The 21719-nt window shown below is 60.6% G+C and carries 17 protein-coding genes and 1 pseudogene; 11 read left to right on the forward strand and 7 right to left on the reverse strand.

Annotation, left to right across the window (positions count from 1 at the left end; all coding sequences use genetic code 11):
- Positions 1 to 144: 144 nt before the first annotated feature.
- Genes ACYASU_RS00860 through ACYASU_RS00870 form a run of 3 tightly spaced genes read right to left on the reverse strand, consistent with a single transcriptional unit; the run spans position 145 to position 3884 of the window.
- Positions 145 to 1371 (reverse strand): c-type cytochrome, encoded by a 1227-nt coding sequence (locus tag ACYASU_RS00860; RefSeq protein WP_192172222.1) that lies wholly within the window; start codon positions 1369 to 1371, stop codon positions 145 to 147.
- Positions 1368 to 3131, reverse strand: coding sequence for a GMC family oxidoreductase (locus tag ACYASU_RS00865; RefSeq protein ID WP_463581612.1), 1764 nt, complete (start codon positions 3129 to 3131; stop codon positions 1368 to 1370). Before ACYASU_RS00865 ends, ACYASU_RS00860 begins: the two co-directional genes overlap by 4 nt.
- A gap of 6 nt (positions 3132 to 3137) precedes the next feature.
- The gene (locus ACYASU_RS00870; RefSeq protein ID WP_463581613.1) at positions 3138 to 3884 is read right to left on the reverse strand and encodes a gluconate 2-dehydrogenase subunit 3 family protein; all 747 of its coding nucleotides are present in this window, start codon (positions 3882 to 3884) and stop codon (positions 3138 to 3140) included.
- Positions 3885 to 4405: 521 nt separating this feature from the next.
- On the opposite strand from ACYASU_RS00870, the gene mrdA reads away from it, so the two are divergent.
- Together mrdA and poxB are read left to right on the forward strand one after the other, a co-directional pair.
- A complete protein-coding gene (gene mrdA / locus ACYASU_RS00875; RefSeq protein ID WP_192172219.1) occupies positions 4406 to 6340 on the forward strand; it encodes a penicillin-binding protein 2 in 1935 nt (644 codons plus the stop codon).
- Between the two features lie 138 nt (positions 6341 to 6478).
- Positions 6479 to 8200 (forward strand): ubiquinone-dependent pyruvate dehydrogenase, encoded by a 1722-nt coding sequence (gene poxB / locus ACYASU_RS00880; RefSeq protein ID WP_463581614.1) that lies wholly within the window; start codon positions 6479 to 6481, stop codon positions 8198 to 8200.
- A 486-nt stretch (positions 8201 to 8686) separates the two neighbouring features.
- Here the strand turns inward: poxB and ACYASU_RS00885 are convergent, their stop codons facing one another.
- Positions 8687 to 9016 carry a 2Fe-2S iron-sulfur cluster-binding protein gene (locus ACYASU_RS00885; protein WP_463581615.1) on the reverse strand — a complete coding sequence of 110 codons (330 nt, stop codon included), beginning with the start codon at positions 9014 to 9016 and terminating at the stop codon, positions 8687 to 8689.
- Positions 9017 to 9607: 591 nt separating this feature from the next.
- Here ACYASU_RS00885 and ACYASU_RS00890 point away from each other — a divergent pair.
- The 9 genes and pseudogenes from ACYASU_RS00890 to ACYASU_RS00930 all read left to right on the forward strand — a co-directional run.
- Positions 9608 to 10015: pseudogene (locus tag ACYASU_RS00890) on the forward strand (MurR/RpiR family transcriptional regulator); the annotation flags it as partial.
- A gap of 232 nt (positions 10016 to 10247) precedes the next feature.
- Positions 10248 to 11567, forward strand: coding sequence for a hypothetical protein (locus ACYASU_RS00895; RefSeq protein ID WP_463581616.1), 1320 nt, complete (start codon positions 10248 to 10250; stop codon positions 11565 to 11567).
- Positions 11568 to 11851: 284 nt separating this feature from the next.
- Complete coding sequence (locus ACYASU_RS00900; RefSeq protein WP_463581617.1) at positions 11852 to 12703, forward strand: MurR/RpiR family transcriptional regulator; 852 nt, start codon at positions 11852 to 11854, stop codon at positions 12701 to 12703.
- A 90-nt stretch (positions 12704 to 12793) separates the two neighbouring features.
- Complete coding sequence (gene ddpX, locus ACYASU_RS00905; protein ID WP_463581618.1) at positions 12794 to 13348, forward strand: D-alanyl-D-alanine dipeptidase; 555 nt, start codon at positions 12794 to 12796, stop codon at positions 13346 to 13348.
- 202 nt (positions 13349 to 13550) lie between these two features.
- A complete protein-coding gene (locus tag ACYASU_RS00910) occupies positions 13551 to 15107 on the forward strand; it encodes an ABC transporter substrate-binding protein (protein ID WP_192172215.1) in 1557 nt (518 codons plus the stop codon).
- Positions 15108 to 15230: 123 nt separating this feature from the next.
- Complete coding sequence (locus ACYASU_RS00915; protein ID WP_346628248.1) at positions 15231 to 16247, forward strand: ABC transporter permease; 1017 nt, start codon at positions 15231 to 15233, stop codon at positions 16245 to 16247.
- A gap of 1 nt (position 16248) precedes the next feature.
- Positions 16249 to 17148, forward strand: a complete 900-nt coding sequence (ddpC, locus tag ACYASU_RS00920) for a D,D-dipeptide ABC transporter permease (RefSeq protein WP_463581619.1) — start codon at positions 16249 to 16251, stop codon at positions 17146 to 17148.
- 2 nt (positions 17149 to 17150) lie between these two features.
- Positions 17151 to 18185, forward strand: coding sequence for an ABC transporter ATP-binding protein (locus ACYASU_RS00925; protein ID WP_463581620.1), 1035 nt, complete (start codon positions 17151 to 17153; stop codon positions 18183 to 18185).
- Positions 18182 to 19159: an oligopeptide/dipeptide ABC transporter ATP-binding protein gene (locus tag ACYASU_RS00930; RefSeq protein WP_463581621.1), complete on the forward strand. Its 978-nt coding sequence runs from the start codon at positions 18182 to 18184 to the stop codon at positions 19157 to 19159. Before ACYASU_RS00925 ends, ACYASU_RS00930 begins: the two co-directional genes overlap by 4 nt.
- 157 nt (positions 19160 to 19316) lie before the next feature.
- Here ACYASU_RS00930 and ACYASU_RS00935 read toward each other — a convergent pair whose 3' ends face one another.
- The 3 genes from ACYASU_RS00935 to urtE form a co-directional block, all read right to left on the reverse strand.
- Positions 19317 to 19664: an FmdB family zinc ribbon protein gene (locus tag ACYASU_RS00935; protein ID WP_463581622.1), complete on the reverse strand. Its 348-nt coding sequence runs from the start codon at positions 19662 to 19664 to the stop codon at positions 19317 to 19319.
- Positions 19665 to 19740: 76 nt separating this feature from the next.
- Positions 19741 to 20970 carry a formamidase gene (gene fmdA, locus ACYASU_RS00940; RefSeq protein WP_463581623.1) on the reverse strand — a complete coding sequence of 410 codons (1230 nt, stop codon included), beginning with the start codon at positions 20968 to 20970 and terminating at the stop codon, positions 19741 to 19743.
- Between the two features lie 59 nt (positions 20971 to 21029).
- The gene (gene urtE / locus ACYASU_RS00945) at positions 21030 to 21719 is read right to left on the reverse strand and encodes an urea ABC transporter ATP-binding subunit UrtE (protein ID WP_463581624.1); all 690 of its coding nucleotides are present in this window, start codon (positions 21717 to 21719) and stop codon (positions 21030 to 21032) included.

Here is a 21719-nt window from a genome sequence, read left to right on the forward strand (position 1 = left end):
AAGGAAGGGCCAAACCAGGAGCACAAGCCCTTGGTTACTTGGGGCTTTATCAAGTAACTCGCCGAAGGCGAAACGTCTGCCCCCAGGCAGACGCTCTTGATTTTGATCTTGATCTTGATCTCCATCGTCAGGCAGGCGGAAAAACTACTTCGCCCTCAACCCCTCACGCACATCCTTCACATCCGAACCGGACACCGCCGGCGCCGCATTGCCCCACGTATTACGCACATACGTCAGCACATCCGCCACATTCTCATCCGACAGATTCCAGCCAAACGCCGGCATCGCCGGAGCCGTCGGCGCAGCATCCGTCGCACCCGCACGACTGCCCGCCAGCACCACACGAATCAGTGACGACGGATCGTTGCTATTCACCAACGGCGCCAACGCCAGTTTCGGGAACAGATTGGCCGCGCCTTCACCGGTCGGGGTATGGCACGCCGAGCAGCGATCCGCATAAATCGCCTTGCCCGCCACCATCGCCGCATCATCCGCAGCGACTGGCTTGGCCGCCTCAACCGGCTTGGCACCGTCCTTCAAGTACACCGCCACCGCCAGCAAATCCTCATCCTTCCAGTGCTGCGAAGAATGCTCGACTTCCTCGGCCATTGGCCCGGAGGCGATGTCGAAACGGTTTGCGCCGGTCTTCAGGTACTTGACGATGTCCGCCTCGCTCCACGCACCAATGCCATCGTGGCCAGTGGAGGTGATGTTCGGTGCGACCCAGCTCTGCAGATTGGCGCCGGTGAGGAACTGATCGTTCTTGTCACCGCCAATCAGGTTCTTCGGCGTATGGCACGTGCCGCAGTGGCCCAGACCTTCCACCAGATACGCGCCGCGATTCCACTGCTCGGACTTCTGCGGATCGGCCTTGAATTCGCCTTCCTTGAAGTTGATCAGGTTCCAGCCGATCAAGCTGGTGCGCACGTTGAAGGGGAAGGGCAGCTGGTTGGTTTCAACCTTGTTTTCCACCGGGTCGACCGTTTTCAGGTACGCGAAGATCGCCAGATTGTCCTCACGCAGCACCTTGGTGTACGCGGTGAACGGCATGGCGCCGTACAAACGCTTGCCGTCCAGGCCGTGGCCCTTGGACATGGCGTTCTGGAAATCCTCGAAGCTCCAGCGGCCGATGCCGGTCGCCGGGTCCGGGGTGATGTTGGCGCCGGCCAGCTTGCCAAACGGCGTGTCGAGGATCACGCCACCGGAGAACAGCGGCTTGCCCGGGATCGTGTGGCACGCGGTGCAGTCGCCCAGAGTGGTCAGATAGCGGCCTTTTTCCACGATGTTGTAGGAATCGGCGCCGGTTGCGGCATGAGCCAGGGAAACAGACAGGCCGATAACGCCTGCGCAGACCGTCAGAAGAGTCTTCATACGCTGATCATCTCCCCTGGACGCTTGAGGTAGCGGGTGCGGATGGCATCCGCCGCTTTGAAGGCCAGCGCCGCGACGGTGCCGGTCGGGTTGTAGCCCGGGTTCTGCGGGAAGGCGGAAGAGCCGACCACGAACAGGTTCGGCACGCCCCACACTTGCAGGTGCTTGTTCACCGAGCTGTTTTTCGGGTCGGCGCCCATGATGAAGCCGCCGACGATGTGCGACGACTGATACGGCGCGCTGTTCCAATGCCCTTGCTGGGAGCTGGGCACCATATGCCGCGGGTTCATGCTCTTGGCGATTTCGCCGACCTTGCCGGTGACGTAAGCGGCCATCTTGCGGTCGTTCTCCGGGAAGTCGAAGGTGATGCGCAGCAACGGACGACCCAGCGGATCTTTATAGGTCGGGTCCAGCGACAGGTAGTTGGTGCGGGTCGCGTAGCTGCTTGCTTCGCAGCCGATGGACATGGTGCTGGCGTAGTTCTTCACCGTGGCTTTCTTCCACTCCGAACCCCAGGCCGGGGTGCCGGGCGGGAGAGGGCGGGAGTCGATGGGCGCGGCGCCGATCGGCGTCACGCGAGTGCTGCCGCCGCCGACGAAACCCAGACCCGAGTGGTCGAAGTTGTCGTTGTTGAACTCGTCGATGCCCATGCCGATGGCGCCGCCGCCGATAAACGGGTTGAAGTTCTTGTCATCGAAGAACATGCGCACGCTGTTGGCGGTCTGGTAGGCGTAGTTGCGGCCCGTGGTGCCGGTGTTGGTCACCGGGTCGTATGGCTGGCCGACGCCGGAGAGCAGCATCAGGCGCACGTTTTCGAAGATGAAGGCGCTGATCACCACCAGTTCGGCGGGTTGTTCCCACTCTTCGCCGTTGGAATCCATGTAGACGATGCCGGTGGCGCGCTTGCCGCTACTGTCCATGGTCACGCGCAGGACTTCGCAGTTGGTCATCGCGGTGAAGTTCGGCTTGCGCACCAGCACCGGCAACACCGTGGTGATGGCGCTGGCTTTGGAGTAGTTGGCGCAGCCGTAGTTGGTGCAGAAACCGCAGAAGGTGCAGGCACCCATGGCCACGCCAAGGGAGTTCACGTACGGACGCGATACCAAGGCCGAGGGCACCGGGAACGGCTTGTAGCCCAGGTTCTTCGCGGCTTCGGCGAACAGCGTCGGCGCGTAAGTCTGTGCTGTCGGCGGGTTCGGGTATTCCTCCGAGCGCGCGCCTTCGAAGGTGTTGCCGCCTTCCTGGATCACGCCTTTGATATTGCCGGCCTTGCCGGAGATGCCCGCCAGGCGATCGAACTTGGCGTAGAACGGCTCCATTTCGTCCCAGTCGGTGCCCCAATCCTGCAGGGTCAATTCAGGCGACAACTCCTTGCCATAACGCTCGGTCAGGTGGCTGTGCAGCCGGAATTCGTGGGGCTGGAAACGGAAGGTGATGCCGGCCCAGTGATTGCCTGCGCCGCCGGTCCCATTGCCCGGGTGAAACGAACCCCAGCTGCGCATGGGTAGCGCTGTCTCGGTCACGCTGTTACGAATGGTCGTGGTGTTTTGCCGGGTCCTCAGCATCAGGTCCTGACGGCGGTTGTAGCGCAGTTCGTCCGCCGCCGACGCGACGTTGAAATCAGCGGCGGTGTCGCGCCAAGGGCCGCGTTCGAAACCGATGATCTTCAGATTTTCGTCAGCCAGTTCATTGGCGATGATGGATCCGGCCCAGCCGAGCCCGACAACCACGACGTCCGTGGAAGGTAGTTTTTTGGCCATGTCGAATTAACCCTTCTTGGTCCAGGCGGAGCTGCCGATGATGGAGAGCGGCACCAGATTCAGCTTCTGGTTGTGCAGCCCGATGTACTCGCGGTAGTCGTAGCGGGCACCGGGGAAGCCGATCATTTTCCACGACACCATGTCGCGGTTACCGCCGTAGACCGGGTCGGCAAAGAAGCCTTCCATGGTGTTGCCGAGCACCTGCTGAAAGAACAGCTTGGCGTCGATGCCGTCCAGCGTGATTTCCGCCTTGTCCAGACCGGTCAGGACCTTGTCCTGTTGTTCTGCGGTCAGGCCGCTGAAGCTTTTCTGAAACTGCTTCTGGCAATAGCCTTCGAGGCCGGCGAGGCCGAGACGGTAGCGCTGGCGCGGCACCAGTTCCGACTGGTCACCCTGCATCGGCGTGCCCTGAACGAACGGCCCCTGCATGTACAGACGGCTGAAGGTGCCGTATTCGCCGGCCAGCTGACGGTCGATGAACACCGCGCAGCCGGCGTCCTTGCCGCTGACGCTGAGGTCATCGGCGGGAATCAGTCGGGCGACAATGGCTTCCACCGCAGTGGCCTCGGCGTCGGTGAAGAACTGCCAGCCGGGGGTGTCGTAATGCATCGGACCGTTGTGGTCGAAGGGCACCCACTGTGGAACACCAACGACGGTGGCGGCGTGGGCCGTAGCGGCGGCGCCCACGGCCAGCGTCGTGGCTGAACCTTTGAGCAACTGGCGGCGGGTAAGGCCTTTGGATTTCTCTGTCATTCAGGGCTCCTGCAAAACCACGCCCCACAGGCCATTGGGGAATGGTCCGTGCCGGGGCTGTGCTCTGCGTTCTTTATCACGGGTGTTGCCGCGCATACGATGTGCACGGCAAGTGGCTCTTGGCGGGGTGTGACATTGGGTCTCTGGCAGCCCGGCGGCCGAATAGCGCACGCTGAGCGGGGAGTTGCCGTAACTGATCCCTGTTTTTTCACGCCAACTGGCATGATAGATGTGTTACGACGTGTTGCGGCGAGTGAATTCTGTAAATGACTCTTACCGATCCCGTAACAGTCACGGTCCGTTCGAGTAACAATGAGCCGGCGACGGCGCGTGTCGTTTCGCCCAACCGGGCCTTACGGTTTGAGTGTCAGCGCGGGCGGCGGCTCGAACCTGACAGAATCTTCATAAAGCCGAGTCCGTCGCCAGGAGCACTTCTTGGTATCGTGCACGCCATTTGCGTCCCGCCTATTCACGCGGGGTGCTGACTGTGCTGTCCATCTGTTCACCGAGTAGCTGCAGAAATGCCCGATCCAATACCTTTAAAAGACCACGAGAAGGAAACCCGGCTGGTCAACAAACGCTTGATCGCCTGCGCCGTGTTCGTGGCCATGCTCAGCGTCGCGCTGGTGTGCCGCATGTACTTCCTGCAAGTCACCGAATTCGCCTACCACTCGACCATCTCCGAAAACAACCGCGTCCATGTCCTGCCGATTCCGCCCGAGCGGGGGCTGATCTTCGATCGCAACGGCGTGATCCTCGCCGACAACCGGCCCAGCTTCAACCTGACCATGACCCGCGAGCGCGCAGGCGACTGGCATGCGGTGATCGACGAACTGATGCAGATCCTCAACCTGCCCGACGAGGACCGCATTATTTTTGACAAGGCGATGAAAAACTCGCCTCACCGCTTCGTGCCGGTGACGCTGTTGTATGAACTGACCGAAGAGCAGATCGCCCTGTTGGCGGTCAATCAGTTCCGCCTGCCAGGGCTGGACGTCGAGGCCCAGTTCGTTCGCCACTACCCGCTGGCGGAGCACTTCGCCCACTCCATCGGCTACGTCGGGCGGATCAACGAGAAGGAAGCGACTCAGCTCGATCAGGTGGAATACCGCGGCACACAGTCCATCGGCAAGACCGGTGTCGAGCGCTTCTACGAAAGCGAGCTGCATGGCCATGTCGGCTACGAAGAAGTGGAAACCAACGCGCAAGGTCGTGTATTGCGCGTGCTCAAACACACTGATCCGGTGGCCGGAAAGAACATCACCCTGAGCCTGGACATCAAGCTGCAAGAGGCGGCGGAACATGCCTTGGGCGATCGTCGCGGCTCAGTGGTGGCGATCGATCCGGCCACCGGCGAAGTGCTGGCGATGGTCAGCAAGCCGAGCTTCGACCCGAACCTGTTCGTTACCGGCATCAGCTTCAAGGAATATTCGGCGCTGCGGGATTCGGTTGACCGACCGTTGTTCAACCGCGTGCTGCGCGGCTTGTATGCGCCGGGTTCGACCATCAAGCCGGAAGTGGCGATTGCCGGGCTGGACAGCGGGGTCGTCACGCCGTCTACGCGGGTGTTCGACCCGGGCTATTTCCAGCTGCCTGATTTCGATCACAAGTACCGCAACTGGAACCACAGCGGCGATGGCTGGGTGGACCTGTACGCGGCAATCATGCGCTCCAACGACACCTATTTTTATGACCTGGCCCACAAGCTGGGCATCGACCGCCTTCACGATTACCTGACCATGTTCGGTATCGGCCAGAAGGTCTCGCTGGACATGTTCGAAGAATCGGCGGGGCTGATGCCGTCCAAGGAATGGAAGCGCATCACCCGGCGTCAGGCCTGGTTCCCGGGGGAAACCGTGATCCTCGGCATCGGCCAGGGCTACATGCAGGTGACGCCGCTGCAACTGGCCCAGGCGACGACCCTGATCGCCAGCAAGGGCATCTGGCACCGTCCGCATCTGGCCAAGGAAATCGGCGGCGTGGCGCCGGTGGACGAGCATCCGATGCCGAACATCGTGCTGCGCGATTCCCACGAGTGGGATCAGGTCAACAACGGCATGCAAGCGGTGATGCACGACCCGCGCGGCATCGCCCGTGCGGCCGCGCAAGGTGCGCAGTACCGCATCGCCGGCAAGAGCGGCACCGCGCAGGTGGTGGCGATCAAGCAGGGCGAACGCTACAACCGCGACAAGACGCTGGAACGGCACCGCGACAACGCCTTGTTCGTCGGCTTTGCCCCCGCGGCCAATCCAAAGATTGTCGTCGCGGTGATGATCGAGAACGGCGAGGCGGGCGGACGGGTGGCGGGTCCCGTGGTGCGGGAGATCCTCGATGCCTGGCTGCTGGATCAGGACGGTCACCTGAAACAGCAGTACGCGACGCCGAGTGTCACACCAATCAACCCCAAGGTGCAGATCGCCGCGCCGAGCAAGGCGCCGGGCCAGCCGCCGGTGTGATGGCAGGCGTCTGTGGGTGGGTAGGCACGTTTGCCCACACGCACTGAACTGTGCCCGGCGTGACGGGTCGATTTGAGACCACGCGTGATGTCTGTTCCGGCACCGCGCGCTCATTCGACTCGACAAGGAACTTGCCCCATGTCCAGCAGAACCATCGCCGATTACCTCGCCCAAACCCTCGCCGCAGCCGGCGTCTCGAAGATCTGGGGCGTCAGCGGCGACAGCCTGAACGGTCTGACCGACAGCCTCCAGCGTCTGGGCAAGATCAAGTGGATGCACACCCGTCACGAAGAGGTCGCGGCGTTCGCGGCCGGGGCGGAAGCGGCGTCCACCGGCAAGCTGGCGGTGTGTGCGGGCAGTTGCGGCCCGGGCAACCTGCACTTGATCAACGGCCTGTATGACTGCCATCGCAGCGGTGTGCCAGTCCTCGCTATCGCGGCGCAGATTCCGTCCTCCGAGATCGGCCTGAATTACTTCCAGGAAACCCACCCCACCGACCTGTTCAAGGAGTGCAGCCACTTCGTCGAAACCGTCAGTACCCCCGAGCAGTTCCCTCGGGTGCTGGAGCGGGCGATGCGCGCGGCCATCAGCCAGCGCGGCGTTGCGGTCATCGTGATTTCCGGCGACGTCGCCCTGAGCGCAGCGCCTGACATCAAACCCCTGTGGGTCGATCACGCGCCTGCGCGGGTCATCCCGGCCGAAGCCGATTTACAACGCCTGGTGGACCTGCTGGACACATCCAAGGCGGTGACCATTCTTGCGGGCGCTGGCTGTGCCGAGGCCCACGATCAGGTGGTGGCGCTGGCAGAAAAATTGTCGGCCCCAGTGGTTCACGCTCTGCGCGGCAAGCAGTACATCGAATACGCCAACCCCTTCGACGTCGGCATGACCGGGCTGATCGGTTTCAGCTCCGGCTACCACGCGATGATGGCCTGCGACACGCTGGTGATCCTCGGCAGCAGCTTCCCATACCGCAATTTCTACCCGGAAAAAGCAACCGTCATCCAGATTGACATCGATCCGACGGCCCTCGGCCGTCGCGTGCCGGTGGCCCTCGGTCTGGCCGGCGGCGTCGCTGAAACCCTCGACGCCGTACTGCCCCGCCTCAAGGCCCACGCCGATCGCAAGTTCCTCGACAAGGCGCTGGATCATTACGCCAAATCCCGCGACGAGCTCGATGAACTGGCCACGCCGTCAGGCCATGGCGAGCCGATTCACCCTCAATACCTGACGCGACTGGTCGATGCCTACGCCGACCCGGACGCGATCTTCACCGTCGATGTCGGCACGCCGACCCTGTGGGCGGCGCGTTACCTGACCATGAACGGCAAGCGCTCGCTGCTCGGCTCGTTCAACCACGGCTCCATGGCCAATGCCATGCCCCAGGCGCTGGGCGCGAAAGCGGCGTTCCCGCAACGGCAAGTGGTAGCGCTGTGCGGTGATGGCGGCTTGTCGATGCTGATGGGCGACTTGCTGTCGATCCGCCAACTGAACCTGCCGATCAAGCTGGTGGTGTTCAACAACAGCTCGCTGGGGTTTGTGGCGATGGAAATGCAGGCAGGCGGTTACGTGCCCCATGACACTGACTTCAACAGCACCAATTTTGCCAACATCGCCATTGGCGCGGGGATTCTGGGGATTCGCGTGGAAGACTCGGCGGACCTGCCCAATGCGCTGAAGAAAGCCTTCGAACATCCAGGGCCTGTGGTGGTGGATGTCGTGACCGCGAAACAGGAACTGGGCATGCCGCCGAAGATCAAACTCGCCCAGGCGAAAGGCTTCAGCCTGTTCATGCTCAAGGCTGTGATGAACGGTAAAGCGGACATGGTGCTGGAATTGGCGAAGACTAATTTGCGCTGATTGGCGGCATGCATCCAATGTGAGACCGGCTTTAGCCGGGAATGCGTCAGTTGCCACACCGCAAAATCGAGGGTGTTTACACAGGCCTCTTCCCGGCTAAAGCCGGTCCCACAAATAAATCCCGTACCCATGTGGGACCGGCTTCAGCCGGGAAGACGTCGGTTGCTACCCCGCAAAATCGAGGGTGTTCACACGGGCCTCTTCCCGGCTAAAACCGATCCCACTAAACAGATTGCATGCATCCTACTGGGCCAGCGGTATCCTGCTGTCGAAGGTTCGCTGGTACCTCGCGGCTCGAAGCTTATCGTGCTACTGCCTTGATTCGGGGAAAACCGGCGCCGCCCGGCGTCTCGATTCATGGCGCCGCGCCAAGCCAGATCTAAACGAAAACAGGTTTGCAAGTAGGTTTATTTACAATTGCAGCATCGCACTAGGCCACCCTTCGGTTATTCAGCTCCACTGTCCAAATGCAGTAATGAGACTGGATCATTCCAAATCCACCTCCTTGTCGGTCTCAATGACGCAGTCACTGGTAGGGTACGCCACACAAAGCAAAACAAATTGATCGGATAAATGTCTTGGATGCAGAAAATAACCTTCGGATTGATTGACACTACCTTTTATTATCTTTGCTGTGCAGCTAGAGCAGGCGCCCGCTCTGCAATTGAAGGGTAGTACAATTCCCGCGTCTTCCGCTGCCTCCAATATGTATTGGTTTTCGGGTACGTTTAGCGTTTGTTTAATTCCCGTCGGGTCCACTAGAGTCACTTTAAAGTTTGCCATCGGTGGTTGCTCCGGATAGAGATTCACAATCATCAATCAGGGAATGGCTTTACCTGTTACCGGTGACTGCCTATTGCTCCCTGTGCAGAATCCAAGTTATTTAGTTGAAGTGTCGATGTCTACTGTCAAAGGTGACAGGTGTATAGATATACAACTAAAAAATCTTTTTAATCACCTTACTTAAGCCTTGTCCCTGCATAGGATTTTCAGGAACTAAAGAGCGTGGTTTGTCAAAAAATCGGGGGTGTTCACACAGGCCTCTTCCCGGCTAAAGCCGGTCCTACCAATAAATCGCATGCATCCAGTCGCACCGGCGATATCTCGGCTGGTCCAGGCCCGCTGACACACCGCGCGCCCTTTGTAGGACCGGCTTTAGCCGGGAAGGCGCCGGTGCTAGCAACCCACATTCTCATCCCGCCAAAGCGTCGATTTTTGCCCCCTAATCGCGCATTTCCACTCACCCTCGCACCACCCTGAATCACCAAAATCCCCGTTTGAAATCTCTTGAAAAAAGCGTTGTAAGCCCTCAAAACACGATGTTATGTTGCTAACATCTTGTTGCAAAATGATTGCCGGATAACATTATCCTGGTCCACGCAACCCGGCTCTATCAGCGGAATTCCCATGGAAAAGCGTCCCTTCCTCGATGCACTGGAACAGCGGTTCAGCGACCTGACGCCGACGGGCAAGCGCATCGCCGGCTACCTGTTGGCCAATCCGCAAAAGCTGCCGTTCGAAACCGCTGACAGCATCGCCCAGCAGACCGGCACCACCGGCATTTCGGTCGGGCGCTTCCTGCGTTCGCTGGGCTATCGCAACATCGACGACGTCAAGCAAAGCCTGCGCGGTGACAGCGCCAGCCCTTGGGTGATCACTGATCGGCTCGGCGCCTTTCGTGAAGAAAACACCCAGGGCGATGCACTGGAACGCTCGATGAACCGTGAGCTGGAAGCGATACAGCGGGTCTACGCCCTGGCCCGTGGCGAAACCTTCGCCCGTATCGTCGAGCAGCTTTACAGCGCCGACGCGTTGACTGCTAGAACAGATACTCATGAGTAGCTTGCCATTTATTGCGATGTTTATTTGCTGCCTAGATTGAATCGAAGTTGGCATAATTGCGATTCGCTATAACCGATGCTAACACTTTGTTTGTATTCGATATTTTCAGTTCTGTATTGAAAATATGAATAATCTCACTCAGTGGACGGAGATGTTGATTGGGGGTAGTCTTTGGTTTCAATTAAATCCTCAAGGAAGAACGATCATGAGTGATAAGAAAGCGAATCCTGCCAACGCTGTTCATCAAGCGGGCGATCGAGATGTTGAATTCAACGGTAGTGGTTATATTCTGAACCCCTATCAACTGTATGTGCCTGATCCGCGAAGTAAGAGTGACCAAGAATTTTACGAAATCCAAAACGGTCAAAGGGGGTCGTATAAGGGTAATATCGGCCGTCATAAGCCGGATGGAACATTGGATCATGATTTTGGCAATGGGGGGCGCTTCATTTTCCCATTTATGGACGACCTTTACCCAACCGTTCTGGACAGCGAAGGTTTTATTTTCAGCACTGATCAAAAGGAGACAACTATCACCTGCGTCGGGGTTTCGGAGTTCCTGAAGCCAGAAGGTACCGGTTCTCTGGTGAACGTTCCGGCCGCCATTCGGATATTCGCAACTGGCAAGCCAGATATCAAGTTCGGTAAAGGCGGCAAGCAGTTGTTTAAGTTAAAGGTAGACGGTGAAGCCGACACCGACAGAAAGGAATACCCATCCCCTTGGAATTCCGTCCGCGCGTCCGTGCGGCAACAGGATGGCAGCATTCTATTTCCGTGCAGACTCATCAATAACAGAGTTGCTACCTTTCACCTAGTCAAACTCGACGTTAACGGCCTTCCGGCTAAGGGTTGGGGCGATCACGGGGTTAAAGCGATTACGCCCACGTCTGATGTTTGGGCAGACTATGCAGCGGCCAGCGACGGCAGCGTCACACTGGCGGGTCATTTCAACAATGGCAGGGTCTTGGGCGTTGTCTCCCGATATACCTCGGCCGGCGAGCTCGACACGCAGTTTGCGGGCGGTCGCAAAATTATTGATCTTTCTGAGTTCCCTGAGTTGCCCGGCGTCACTAACATCCTGTTAAAGAAAGTCTGTTACGGCGATGATAACGGCGTAACGCTTCAGGCGAATATTAAAGACAGTGACGGCAAGAATAAGCTGGTGATTATCAAACTGACTCAATACGGCGGGTATGATCCAGCGTTCCACGGTGGGCAGCCATTGGTCGTCCCTGAGGTTGATACGTCGATCCAGACCTTTGCTCTGATGACGGTCGACGATCAACAGCGCATGGTCATCTCCTATAATCAAACAGCGCTTGATGTCCGATTGATCCGGTTGCTGAAAGACGGGAATCGTGACATGGCGTTTGGTTCAGACGGTTCAGTGGTTCACCCAAACATCGGACCGGCCACTGAGCTTATCATCCAGAACGGAGTGGATATCCTGTTGAAGGCCTATTACCGGGAGAATGGAAATGATCGCGCTGTGCTTTTCCGATTCTTCGGCGAGAGCGCGGCATAAATAGATACCCTCTCAGCATGGGTTCATTTGTGATTGCAGTGCGCTTTTGCAGATGAACCCTCGTTTTCTGAAAGATACAGGTGGCCGTTTTTCGCCCCCAAAACGCGCATCCTCCGCACCCTCGCACCACCCTGAAACACGCCGCTTGCCCCTCGCCAATCTCTTAAAAATAATCATTGTGCCATCTCGAAACACGATGTTATGTTGCTAACATCTTGTTGCAAAATGACCGCCGGATAACATTATCCCGGTCCACGCAACCCGGCTCCCTCTGCGGAATTCCCATGGAAAAGCGTCCCTTCCTCGATGCACTGGAACAGCGGTTCAGCGACCTGACGCCCACCGGCAAGCGCATCGCCGGCTACCTGTTGGCCAATCCGCAAAAGCTGCCGTTCGAAACCGCTGACAGCATCGCCCAGCAGACCGGCACCACCGGCATTTCGGTCGGACGGTTCCTGCGCTCTTTGGGCTATCGCAACATCGACGACGTCAAACAGAGCCTGCGCGGTGACAGCGCCAGCCCTTGGGTGATCACTGATCGGCTCGGCGCCTTTCGTGAAGAAAACACCCAGGGCGATGCGCTGGAACGCTCGATGAACCGTGAGCTGGAAGCGATCCAGCGGGTCTACGCCCTGGCCCGTGGCGAAACCTTCGCCCGCATCGTTGAGCGGCTGCACAGCGCCGACGCGGTGTTCATCGTCGGCATTCAGACCACCCGCGGCATCCTCAACGCGTTTTTCAGTCACCTGGAGTACATCCGGCCCAAGGTGTACTACGTCGATGGTTTGTCCGGCACCTACGCCGAATCACTGAATTCCCAGTTCGAAAATCCCTACGCCGTGATCGCCGACTTCCGCACCTATTCCGCCGTGACGCGGACCTTCTGCGAAGTCGCCCACCAGCAGAACGTAGGCCTGGCCTTTATCACCGATTTTCATTGCCCGTGGGCCAGGGATTACCCGAGCGATCTGCTGCAGCTCAATTCCGATGTGGGGCAGTTCTGGGATTCCCTGGCGCCGCTGACCTGCCTGTTCAATTTGATGGTGTCGGCGGTCGCCGATAAATACGGCGACCGCCTCGACCAGAGGCTGGCGAAGAACCGTGAGCTGCAACAACTGTTTGGCCAGTTTGAATAGATAAGGCTTCCCGGCTAAAGCCGGTCCTACGGGGGGAAGCATCGCCCCCAATACATAATGAATGAACATGCTGATCTGGAGTTTCGTTACGTGAATAGCCCCCTCGTCGAAGTCGATGTCCACGCGCTGCAGGTCGAGGTCGACCTGATCTACGCCGGCGTCGACAACCTCGCCGGCAAGCAGATTTACCAGGATCCGCGCTGCCTGCTGCATCGCGACGCCGAGCGCTGTCTGCGCAAGGCGAGCACCTTGGCGCGCCAGGCCGGGTTGCGCCTGCGCATCTTCGACGCCTATCGCCCGGGGTACGCGCAATACCTGCTGTGGCAGGCGCTGCCCAACCCCGAATACGTGCGCGACCCCAGCCTGGGTTCCCACCACACCCGGGGCGTGGCCGTGGACCTGACCCTGATCGACGCCAGCGGCTACGCCCTGGACATGGGCACCGGCTTCGACGACATGCGCGAGCAGTCCCATCAGTTCTTCGCTGATCTGCCCGCCGACATACAGCGCAACCGCCTGCTGTTGCTGGGGATCATGCTGGCGGCGGGGTTCACCTACATCGACAGCGAGTGGTGGCACTACGAACTGCCCGACGCCGATGACTATCCGCTGATCGACGACGGCTCGATCCAGCCCGCTCACTAAAAACGCATCACGCATCACGCATCACGCAACACCGCACACGACCGGGACAACCATGAATCCCGGCTGAATCTGGCGTCACCCGACCTCGCAAGAGCAGGGCGCGCCATTTCGCAGGCCTGAGGCCTGTGAGCTTGAACTGCCCGGTATAGCTTCAATAACAAACCTGACGAACTTTCAGACATCGAACGATCAAGGAACCGGCATGAAATCACTCCTTACCCCACGCACGCTGGCGATGGCAGTCCTCTGCACCGCTATGGGCCTTGGCGCCTGGCAATCGGCCAGCGCAGCCGTGCCCCAGGACACCCTGATGATCGGCAAGCCGTCCGACCCGCAGACCCTCGACCCGGCCGTGACCATCGACAACAACGACTGGACCGTGACCTACCCGGCGTACCAGCGGCTGGTGACCTACAAGGTCGAAAACGGCAAGGGCAGCACCGAAGTGGCAGGGGAGCTGGCCAGCAGCTGGACCACCTCGGCGGACAACCTGACCTGGGAATTCAAGCTCAAGCCCGGCAACAAATTCGATGACGGCGCCGAGGTCAACGCCGAGGCGGTGAAGTTCTCCTTTGACCGGGTGATGAAGCTCAAGCAAGGCCCGTCCGGCGCCTTCCCCGAGGACATGGCCGTGTCGGTGGTCGATCCGCTGACCGTGCGCTTCACCCTGAAAGCGCCGTACGCGCCGTTCCTCTCCACGCTGGCCCACAACGGCGCGGCGATCATCAACCCGGACGTTGCGAAGAAAACCGAAGGCGCGGACGCCTACCTGTCCAACCACACCGCAGGTTCGGGGGCGTTCAAGCTGGTCAACTGGCAGAAAGGCCAGACCCTGACCATGGAGCAGAACAGCTACTACGCCGGTCCCAAGCCGACCCTGAAAAAAGTCGTGGTGAAGATCATCGGCGAGGCTTCCGTGCGTCGTCTGCAGCTGGAGCACGGTGACCTGGACATCATCGAAGACATGCCCGAAGACCAGCTCGAAGCGCTGGCGAAAAAGTCCGGCATCGTCGTTGGCGATTACCCGTCGCTACGGGTGACGCTGCTTTACCTCAACACCCAGAAAGCGCCGATGAATAACCCCGATGCGCGGCGCGCGATTGTCGAATCCCTGGATTACGACGGCATCATCAACGGCATCCTGAAAGGCAAAGCCAAGCCGCTGAACGGGCCGATCCCCCAGGGCATGTGGGCCTACGACGAGAAGCTGCCGGCGTTCAAGCAGGACATGGAAAAGGCCAAAGCCGATCTTGGGAAAGTGTCGCCGAAGGTCAGCAACCTGACGTTCATGTACTCCGACAAGGACCCGAACTGGGAGCCCATCGGCCTGACCCTGCAAGCCGGCCTTCAACCGCTGGGCGTGAACCTCAAGCTGGAAAAACTCGCCAACGCCAGCATGCGTGAGCGCCTGGGCACCGGTGATTTCGACATCGCCATCGGCTCGTGGAGCCCGGACTTCGCCGACCCCTACATGTTCATGAACTTCTTCTTTGACTCGAAGCTGAAAGGCCTGGCCGGCAACCGTTCGTTCTACGACAACCCGGCGGTGGACAAGCTGATTCGTGAATCGGCGACCACCAACGACATGGCCAAGCGCACCGAGCTGTACCAGCAGGCGCAGAAGATCGTGCTCAACGACAGCGTCTACGCCTACCTCTATCAGAAGGCCTACACCTTGCCGATGAGCGAGAAGGTCAAGGGCTACGTGTTCAACCCGATGCTGGAACAGGTGTTCAACGTCGGCACGATCACCAAGTAAGCGCTGCATCCCGTAAATCGCTGTGACTCATAGGGCCCTGCAAGGGAGGCGGGGCCCGGTGAAGCAGCGCTGTGTCCGCGAGCTGTTTCGCGTTATTGATCGACTGCGTGACCGAGGTGCCCCATGGCCTTCCTGAATATGCTGCGCAAACGCCTGGGCGGCCTGCTGCTGGTGGTGTTCGGCGTTTCTCTGATTACCTTTTCCATCTCGCACCTGATTCCGGGCGACCCCGCACGACTGATCGCCGGGGACCGCGCCACCGACGCCATCGTCGACAACATCCGCCATCAGTTGGGGCTGGATCTGCCGCTGTATCAACAATACGGCCGCTACATGCTCGACCTGCTGCACGGCGACCTGGGCACGTCGATTCGCACCCATCGCCCGGTGCTCGAAGATTTGCAGGCGTTCTTCCCGGCCACGCTGGAACTGGCGCTGGCGGCCCTGACCCTGTCGATTCTGGTGGGTGTGCCGCTGGGCGTACTCTCGGCGGTGTACCACAACCGCTTCATTGACCAAGTCGCGCGCACCCTGGCGGTGACCGGGATTTCGACCCCGGCGTTCTGGCTCGGGCTGGGCCTGATCGTGCTGTTCTACGGCCATTTGAACTGGCTGCCCGGCAGCGGTCGTCTTGACGAAGGGCTGGACCCGCCCCGAACCGTTACCGGGTTCTACCTGATCGACACGCTGCTGGCCGGCGACACCGGGCTGTTTTTCAACGCCGTGCAGCACCTGATACTGCCGGCCATCACCCTGGGCTTCGTCAACCTCGGCGTCGTCGCGCGGCAGATCCGCTCGGCCATGCTCGACCAGCTCGGCGAAGATTACATCCGTACCGCGCGGGCCTACGGCCTGTCGAAATGGGCGGTGATTCTGCGCCATGCCTTGCCCAACGCGTTGATCCCCTCGGTCACCGTGCTGGGCCTGACCCTGGGCGACTTGCTCTATGGCGCGGTGCTCACGGAAACCGTGTTCGCCTGGCCCGGCATGGGCGCCTATGTGGTCAAGTCGATCCAGTCGCTGGATTTTCCGGCGGTCATGGGCTTCGCGATCATGGTCTCTTTCATTTACGTGCTGCTGAACATGGCCATCGATCTGCTGTACCGCCTGATCGATCCGCGCATTGGCGAGGTCAACTGACATGACGACTCCGATCATCGCGCCCGCCGTGGCGCCACTGCCGGCCGCCTCGCGCTGGCAAGACAAATGGGCCTACTTGGCCCATCAGATTCGCCGCAGTCCGCTGACCATGGCCGGGCTGCTGATCACTGTAATAGTGCTGTTGGTGATGGCCTTTGCGCCCTGGCTCGCGTCCCATGATCCCAACGCGCTGAACCTGACCCAGCGCTTGGCCGCGCCGTCCGCCGCCCATTGGTTCGGCACCGACGAAGTGGGCCGGGATCTGTTCAGCCGCGTGCTGTACGGCAGCCGGCAATCCGTCGGCGTCGGTCTGTTCGTGGCCTTCGCTTCGTGTTTTGCCGGCGGCTTGCTGGGCTGCATGTCCGGCATCATCGGCGGGCGTTTCGACAGCCTGATCATGCGCCTGATGGACATCATGCTGTCGGTGCCGTCGCTGGTGCTGATCATGGCCCTGGCCGCGGCACTGGGCCCGAGCCTGTTCAACGCCATGCTGGCGATCACCCTGGTGCGGATTCCGTTCTACGTGCGGCTGGCCCGAGGTCAGGCCCTGAGCATCCGCCAGATGGGTTATGTCAAGGCGGCCGGAACCTTCGGCGCCGGACGCTGGCACATGGTCATCTGGCACGTGGCGCGCAACGCCATGCCGCCGTTGCTGGTGCAGCTGAGCCTGGACATCGGCAGCGCCATTCTCATGGCCTCGGCCCTGGGCTTCATCGGCCTGGGCGCACAACAGCCGACGGCGGAGTGGGGCGCGATGGTCGCCACCGGGCGCAACTACATCCTCGATCAATGGTGGTACTCGACCTTTCCCGGCGTGGCGATTCTGATCACCGCCACCGGTTTCAACCTTTTGGGCGACGGCGTGCGTGACTTGCTCGACCCACGGCAGCAGGGGAAATGACCATGCAAGCTTCCGCACAACAATCCCTTACCGCGCAGGCCCCGGTGCTGGTCATCGACGATCTGTGCATTGAATTTCCGGCCTATAAAAGCACGGTCAAGGCCCTCAACGGCGTGTCGCTGCACGTCAATCCCGGCGAGATCGTCGGTGTGATCGGCGAGTCCGGCTCCGGCAAGTCGGTCACCGCGATGCTCAGCCTGCGCCTGCTGCCGGAGCGCGCCTACGAGGTGAAAAGTGGCAGCCTGAGCATTCTCGGCCGCGACATGCTCACCGCCAAAGAAAAGGACCTGTTGAGCGTGCGTGGCCGTGACGCCGCGATGATCTTTCAGGAACCCATGACCGCGCTCAATCCGACCCGGCGCATCGGTCGGCAGATGCTTGACGTGATCATTCATCACCAACGGCTGAGCAAGGCCGACGCCAAGGCCAAAGCCATCGCGTTGCTGCGGGACATGCACATCGCCGACCCCGAGCAGGTGATGAACAGCTACCCCTTCGAGCTTTCCGGCGGCATGCGTCAGCGGGTGATGATTGCGCTGGCATTCTCCTGCGATCCGCAATTGCTGATCGCCGACGAACCGACCACCGCGCTGGACGTCACGGTGCAGCGGCAAGTGCTGTTGCTGCTGCGGGAAAAGGCCCGGGCGCGGGGCACGGCGATTCTGCTGATCACCCATGACATGGCGCTGGTGTCGCAGTTCTGCGACCGGGTGTACGTGATGTACACCGGCGCAGTGGTGGAGCAGGGCATCACCGCGCAAGTGATGGCGGACCCCCGGCATCCGTACACCCAGGGCCTGCTCAGCGGATTGCCGGAGCAAGTCGAACCGGGCCAGGACCTGATGACTATTCCCGGCCAAGTGCCCAATCTGTCGGCGTTGCCGGAAGGGTGCACGTTCCTGGATCGCTGCGCCCATGCCACGGCGCAATGCCTGCAACGCCCACCGATGCAGACCATCGACGCCGCCGCCGACCGCAAAAGCGCCTGCTGGTTGAGCGCGCCCTTACACGCCACCCCACAGGAGTCGCGGCCATGATCCATTCAGCCCTGCAGACATCGCCTGGCGAGAGCCCGACCATCCTCGGTCTGCAAGATGTGCGCGTGCATTACCCGATGGGCAAGGACTGGCTCGGTCGGCCCAAGGCTTTGGCCCATGCCCTGAATGGCATCGATCTCCAGGTTCGTGCCGGCGAAACCCTCGGCGTGGTCGGCGAATCCGGCTGCGGCAAAAGCACCCTGGCGCAATTGCTGATGGGCTTGATCAAGCCAACATCCGGGCGACTCGACTGGATTTACAACAGCGACAAGGAACGAAGCAGCAACGTGCAGATTGTGTTTCAGGACCCGCAGTCGTCCCTCGACCCCAGGCTGCCGGTGTGGAAAGTGATCACCGAGCCGTTGTTCGTTCAGCGATCGGCGCCGCGCCACGACATGCGTGGCATCGCGGAGAAGGTGGCGGCTCAGGTGGGTATTCGCACGGAATACCTTGATCGCTTTCCTCATCAGTTTTCCGGTGGACAGCGTCAGCGGATTGCGATTGCCCGGGCCTTGTCGTCCAACCCGGACATCATCGTCCTCGACGAACCGACCTCGGCACTGGACATCTCAGTGCAGGCGCAGATCCTCAATTTGCTGGCCGAGCTGCAGCGCAGTCGCGACCTGACCTACATCCTGATCTCCCACAACGTCTCGGTGGTGCGGCACATGGCTGACCGGGTGGCGGTGATGTACCTGGGGCAGATTGTGGAGTTGGGTACGACGGCGGAAGTGCTGGAGCGGCCGCGTCATCCGTATACGCAGCTGTTGCTGGAGGCGGTGCCGCGTCTGGGGGTGGCGGTGGACGACGCGCAGGTGTCGGCGCCGACCGAGCTGCCGGGCAATCGCACGTTGCCGACCGGATGTTACTTTCGCGACCGCTGCCCGAAAGCCACCCACGGCTGCGAAAAGCCCCAGGCGTTATTACCGGTAAAAGGCAGTGAGGAGTCCGTGCGCTGTCATCTCGAGTCGTAAGTGCGGAGGGAACTAGTGGGGAGGGGACTGATTTATTTACAGCGCTTCACCGTAAGTTAATCTGTCTCCCGGCTCGTTTACCTTCCTCGGGGACAGATTGATTTATCAAAGAAGCGCGATAAATAAATCAGTCCCCTATAAAGATTCCGTTTAAAGATCAATGGCTGATCATCCACGGTCGGCCCGCTGGCTTGCCTTTCAGGGCGTGGGGATTGGCTTTGGTCGGTTCGAGTCTTTTCGTCGGGCCGCAGCAACTGCAGCCGCTGGGGTGCCCCCGGCTCTCTTTGTACTGGTCCATGGTTTTTGGCGCGTGGGCGCTTTGCTCGTTGCGGGCGATGGCGGTGCGGGTGTTGCCGGGCATGGTGCTCAGCCCTGGCGCGGACAGAATCACCCGCAGGCTCGATGCGCCGCATGCCGGGCACTCGCACGGCAGCGCGCTCTCGGCCATGGGCCGCAGCGAAGTGAAATCCCCGCAGTCAGGGCAGTCGTATTCGTACAGGGGCATGGCTCAAATCCTCTCGTCAGAGTGCATGCTGCAGGCGCGGATCATTCGCGCCTGCAGGTCGGGAGTCAGCCCGGCGTTATTTATCCTGCGCGATCGGCAAATCCACGGTGCCGTCGATGAATTTCGTCGGGCCATTGGCGTTGGGGTTGATGTCGAATTTGAAGATCTCGGTCGGCAGCCACAAGGTGGCGCACGCGTTGGGGATGTCGACCACGCCGCTGATGTGACCCTGCACCGGTGCCGAGCCCAACAGCGAATAACCCTGGGCCGGGGAGTAACCGAACTTGGTCATGTAGTTGATCGCGTTCAGGCACGCCTGGCGGTAGGCGACGTTGACGTCCAGGTAGTGCTGCTGGCCGGCTTCGTCGACCGATATGCCCTCGAAGATCAGGTAGTTGTTGTAGTTCGGCACGATGGGGCTGGGTTTGAAGACCGGGTTTCTGATCCCGTACTTGGCCATGCCATCCTTGATCAGCTCGACGCGCATGTGCACCCAGCCGGCCATTTCGATGGCGCCGCAGAAGGTGATTTCGCCGTCGCCCTGGCTGAAGTGCAGGTCGCCCACGGACAGACCCGCGCCGTCGACGTAGACCGGGAAGAACACTTTCGAGCCCCGGGACAAGTCCTTGATGTCGCAGTTGCCGCCGTGCTCACGGGGCGGCACGGTGCGTGCGCCCGTGGCGGCGGCCAGGTCGCGGGCCGGGCCTTTGAGTTTGCCCAGGTGCGCCGTGCTGGCGCAGGGCGGACAGGCCAGGGCCGGGACGCGGTCCGGGTCGGTGTCGATCAGTTCCTGCTCGCGCCGGTTCCACTCGGCGAGCATCTTGTGATCCGGCAGACAGCCGATCAGACCGGGGTGAATCAAGCCTGCGAACTCGACGCCGGGGATGTGCCGGGAGCTGGTCATCATGCCTTTGAAATCCCAGATGGATTTCTGCGCCAGGGGGAAATGCTCGGTGAGGAAGCCGCCGCCGTTCTGTTTGGAAAAGAAGCCGTTGAAGCCCCATTGCGAATCGGCTCGGGCGCCGATGTCCAGCAGCTCCACCACCAGCAGGTCGCCGGGCTGGGCGCCATGCACACCGACCGGCCCGGACAGGTAATGCACGGTGGTCAGGTCGACGTCGCGCACGTCGCTGGCATCGTCGTCGTTCTTGATCGCGCCAGCGGTCCAGTCGTAGGTTTCGAGGATGAAATCATCCCCCGGCTTGACCCAGCAGGCCATCGGGATGTCCGGGTGCCAGCGGTTGTGGATCTGCTCGTTTTCGGTGACAGGCTGGTTGAGGTCGACTTTGATCAAGGTATCGGTCATGGGGGGTTCTCCTTGGGTTCTCGGTAGGTGCTAATGACGCTGCATGTCTCCGGGCCTTGCTACACCGACAAATACCGACTGATCGTCGCTTCATCGACATTGGCGCGGGTTTCTTCGATGACGAAGCGGCCTTTCTCGATCACCAGCAAGCGGTCGGCGATTTCCAGGGTGAAGGACAGCACCTGCTCCGAGACGATGATCGTCAGGTTGCGCAGGGCGCGGATCTCTTTAAGGGTGCGGGCGATGTCCTTGATGATCGACGGCTGGATGCCTTCGGTGGGCTCGTCGAGCAACAACACCTTGGGATTGGTCGCCAGGGCCCGGGCGATGGCCAGCTGCTGTTGCTGGCCGCCGGACAGGTTGCCGCCGCGTCGGCCGCGCATGTCGAACAGCACCGGGAACAGCGCGTACAGGTCTTCCGGGACCTTGCCGCCCGCTGAGGCGGGGAGGCCGGTCTGGATGTTTTCCAGCACGCTCATAGACGGAAAAATCATCCGCCCCTGGGGCACGTAGGCCATGCCCTCGGCGACACGGTTGTGGGTTTCCAGGGCGGACACGTCCACGCCGTCCAGCTGAACCTGGCCGCCCCATTGCGGCAGGATGCCCATCAGGCTCTTGAACAGCGTGGTCTTGCCCATGCCGTTGCGGCCCATCACCGCGACGATTTCCTGCTTCTGCACCGAGAGGCTCAGGTCGTGGAGGACCTGACTCTGGCCATAACCACATGCCAGCTGCTGAATGTTGAACAT

The organism is Pseudomonas sp. HP_12, from assembly GCF_055283955.1.

Coding starts and splice junctions, on each gene's coding strand:
- poxB (WP_463581614.1), top strand. CDS start 6,479: ATGTCCAGCAGAACCATCGCCGATTACCTCGCCCAAACCCTCGCCGCA.
- ACYASU_RS00885 (WP_463581615.1), bottom strand. CDS start 9,016: ATGATTGTGAATCTCTATCCGGAGCAACCACCGATGGCAAACTTTAAA.
- ACYASU_RS00935 (WP_463581622.1), bottom strand. CDS start 19,664: ATGCCCCTGTACGAATACGACTGCCCTGACTGCGGGGATTTCACTTCG.
- ACYASU_RS00860 (WP_192172222.1), bottom strand. CDS start 1,371: ATGAAGACTCTTCTGACGGTCTGCGCAGGCGTTATCGGCCTGTCTGTT.
- ddpC (WP_463581619.1), top strand. CDS start 16,249: ATGACGACTCCGATCATCGCGCCCGCCGTGGCGCCACTGCCGGCCGCC.
- ACYASU_RS00895 (WP_463581616.1), top strand. CDS start 10,248: ATGAGTGATAAGAAAGCGAATCCTGCCAACGCTGTTCATCAAGCGGGC.
- urtE (WP_463581624.1), bottom strand. CDS start 21,719: ATGTTCAACATTCAGCAGCTGGCATGTGGTTATGGCCAGAGTCAGGTC.
- ACYASU_RS00900 (WP_463581617.1), top strand. CDS start 11,852: ATGGAAAAGCGTCCCTTCCTCGATGCACTGGAACAGCGGTTCAGCGAC.
- fmdA (WP_463581623.1), bottom strand. CDS start 20,970: ATGACCGATACCTTGATCAAAGTCGACCTCAACCAGCCTGTCACCGAA.
- ACYASU_RS00925 (WP_463581620.1), top strand. CDS start 17,151: ATGCAAGCTTCCGCACAACAATCCCTTACCGCGCAGGCCCCGGTGCTG.
- mrdA (WP_192172219.1), top strand. CDS start 4,406: ATGCCCGATCCAATACCTTTAAAAGACCACGAGAAGGAAACCCGGCTG.
- ACYASU_RS00870 (WP_463581613.1), bottom strand. CDS start 3,884: ATGACAGAGAAATCCAAAGGCCTTACCCGCCGCCAGTTGCTCAAAGGT.
- ACYASU_RS00910 (WP_192172215.1), top strand. CDS start 13,551: ATGAAATCACTCCTTACCCCACGCACGCTGGCGATGGCAGTCCTCTGC.
- ACYASU_RS00930 (WP_463581621.1), top strand. CDS start 18,182: ATGATCCATTCAGCCCTGCAGACATCGCCTGGCGAGAGCCCGACCATC.
- ACYASU_RS00915 (WP_346628248.1), top strand. CDS start 15,231: ATGGCCTTCCTGAATATGCTGCGCAAACGCCTGGGCGGCCTGCTGCTG.
- ACYASU_RS00865 (WP_463581612.1), bottom strand. CDS start 3,131: ATGGCCAAAAAACTACCTTCCACGGACGTCGTGGTTGTCGGGCTCGGC.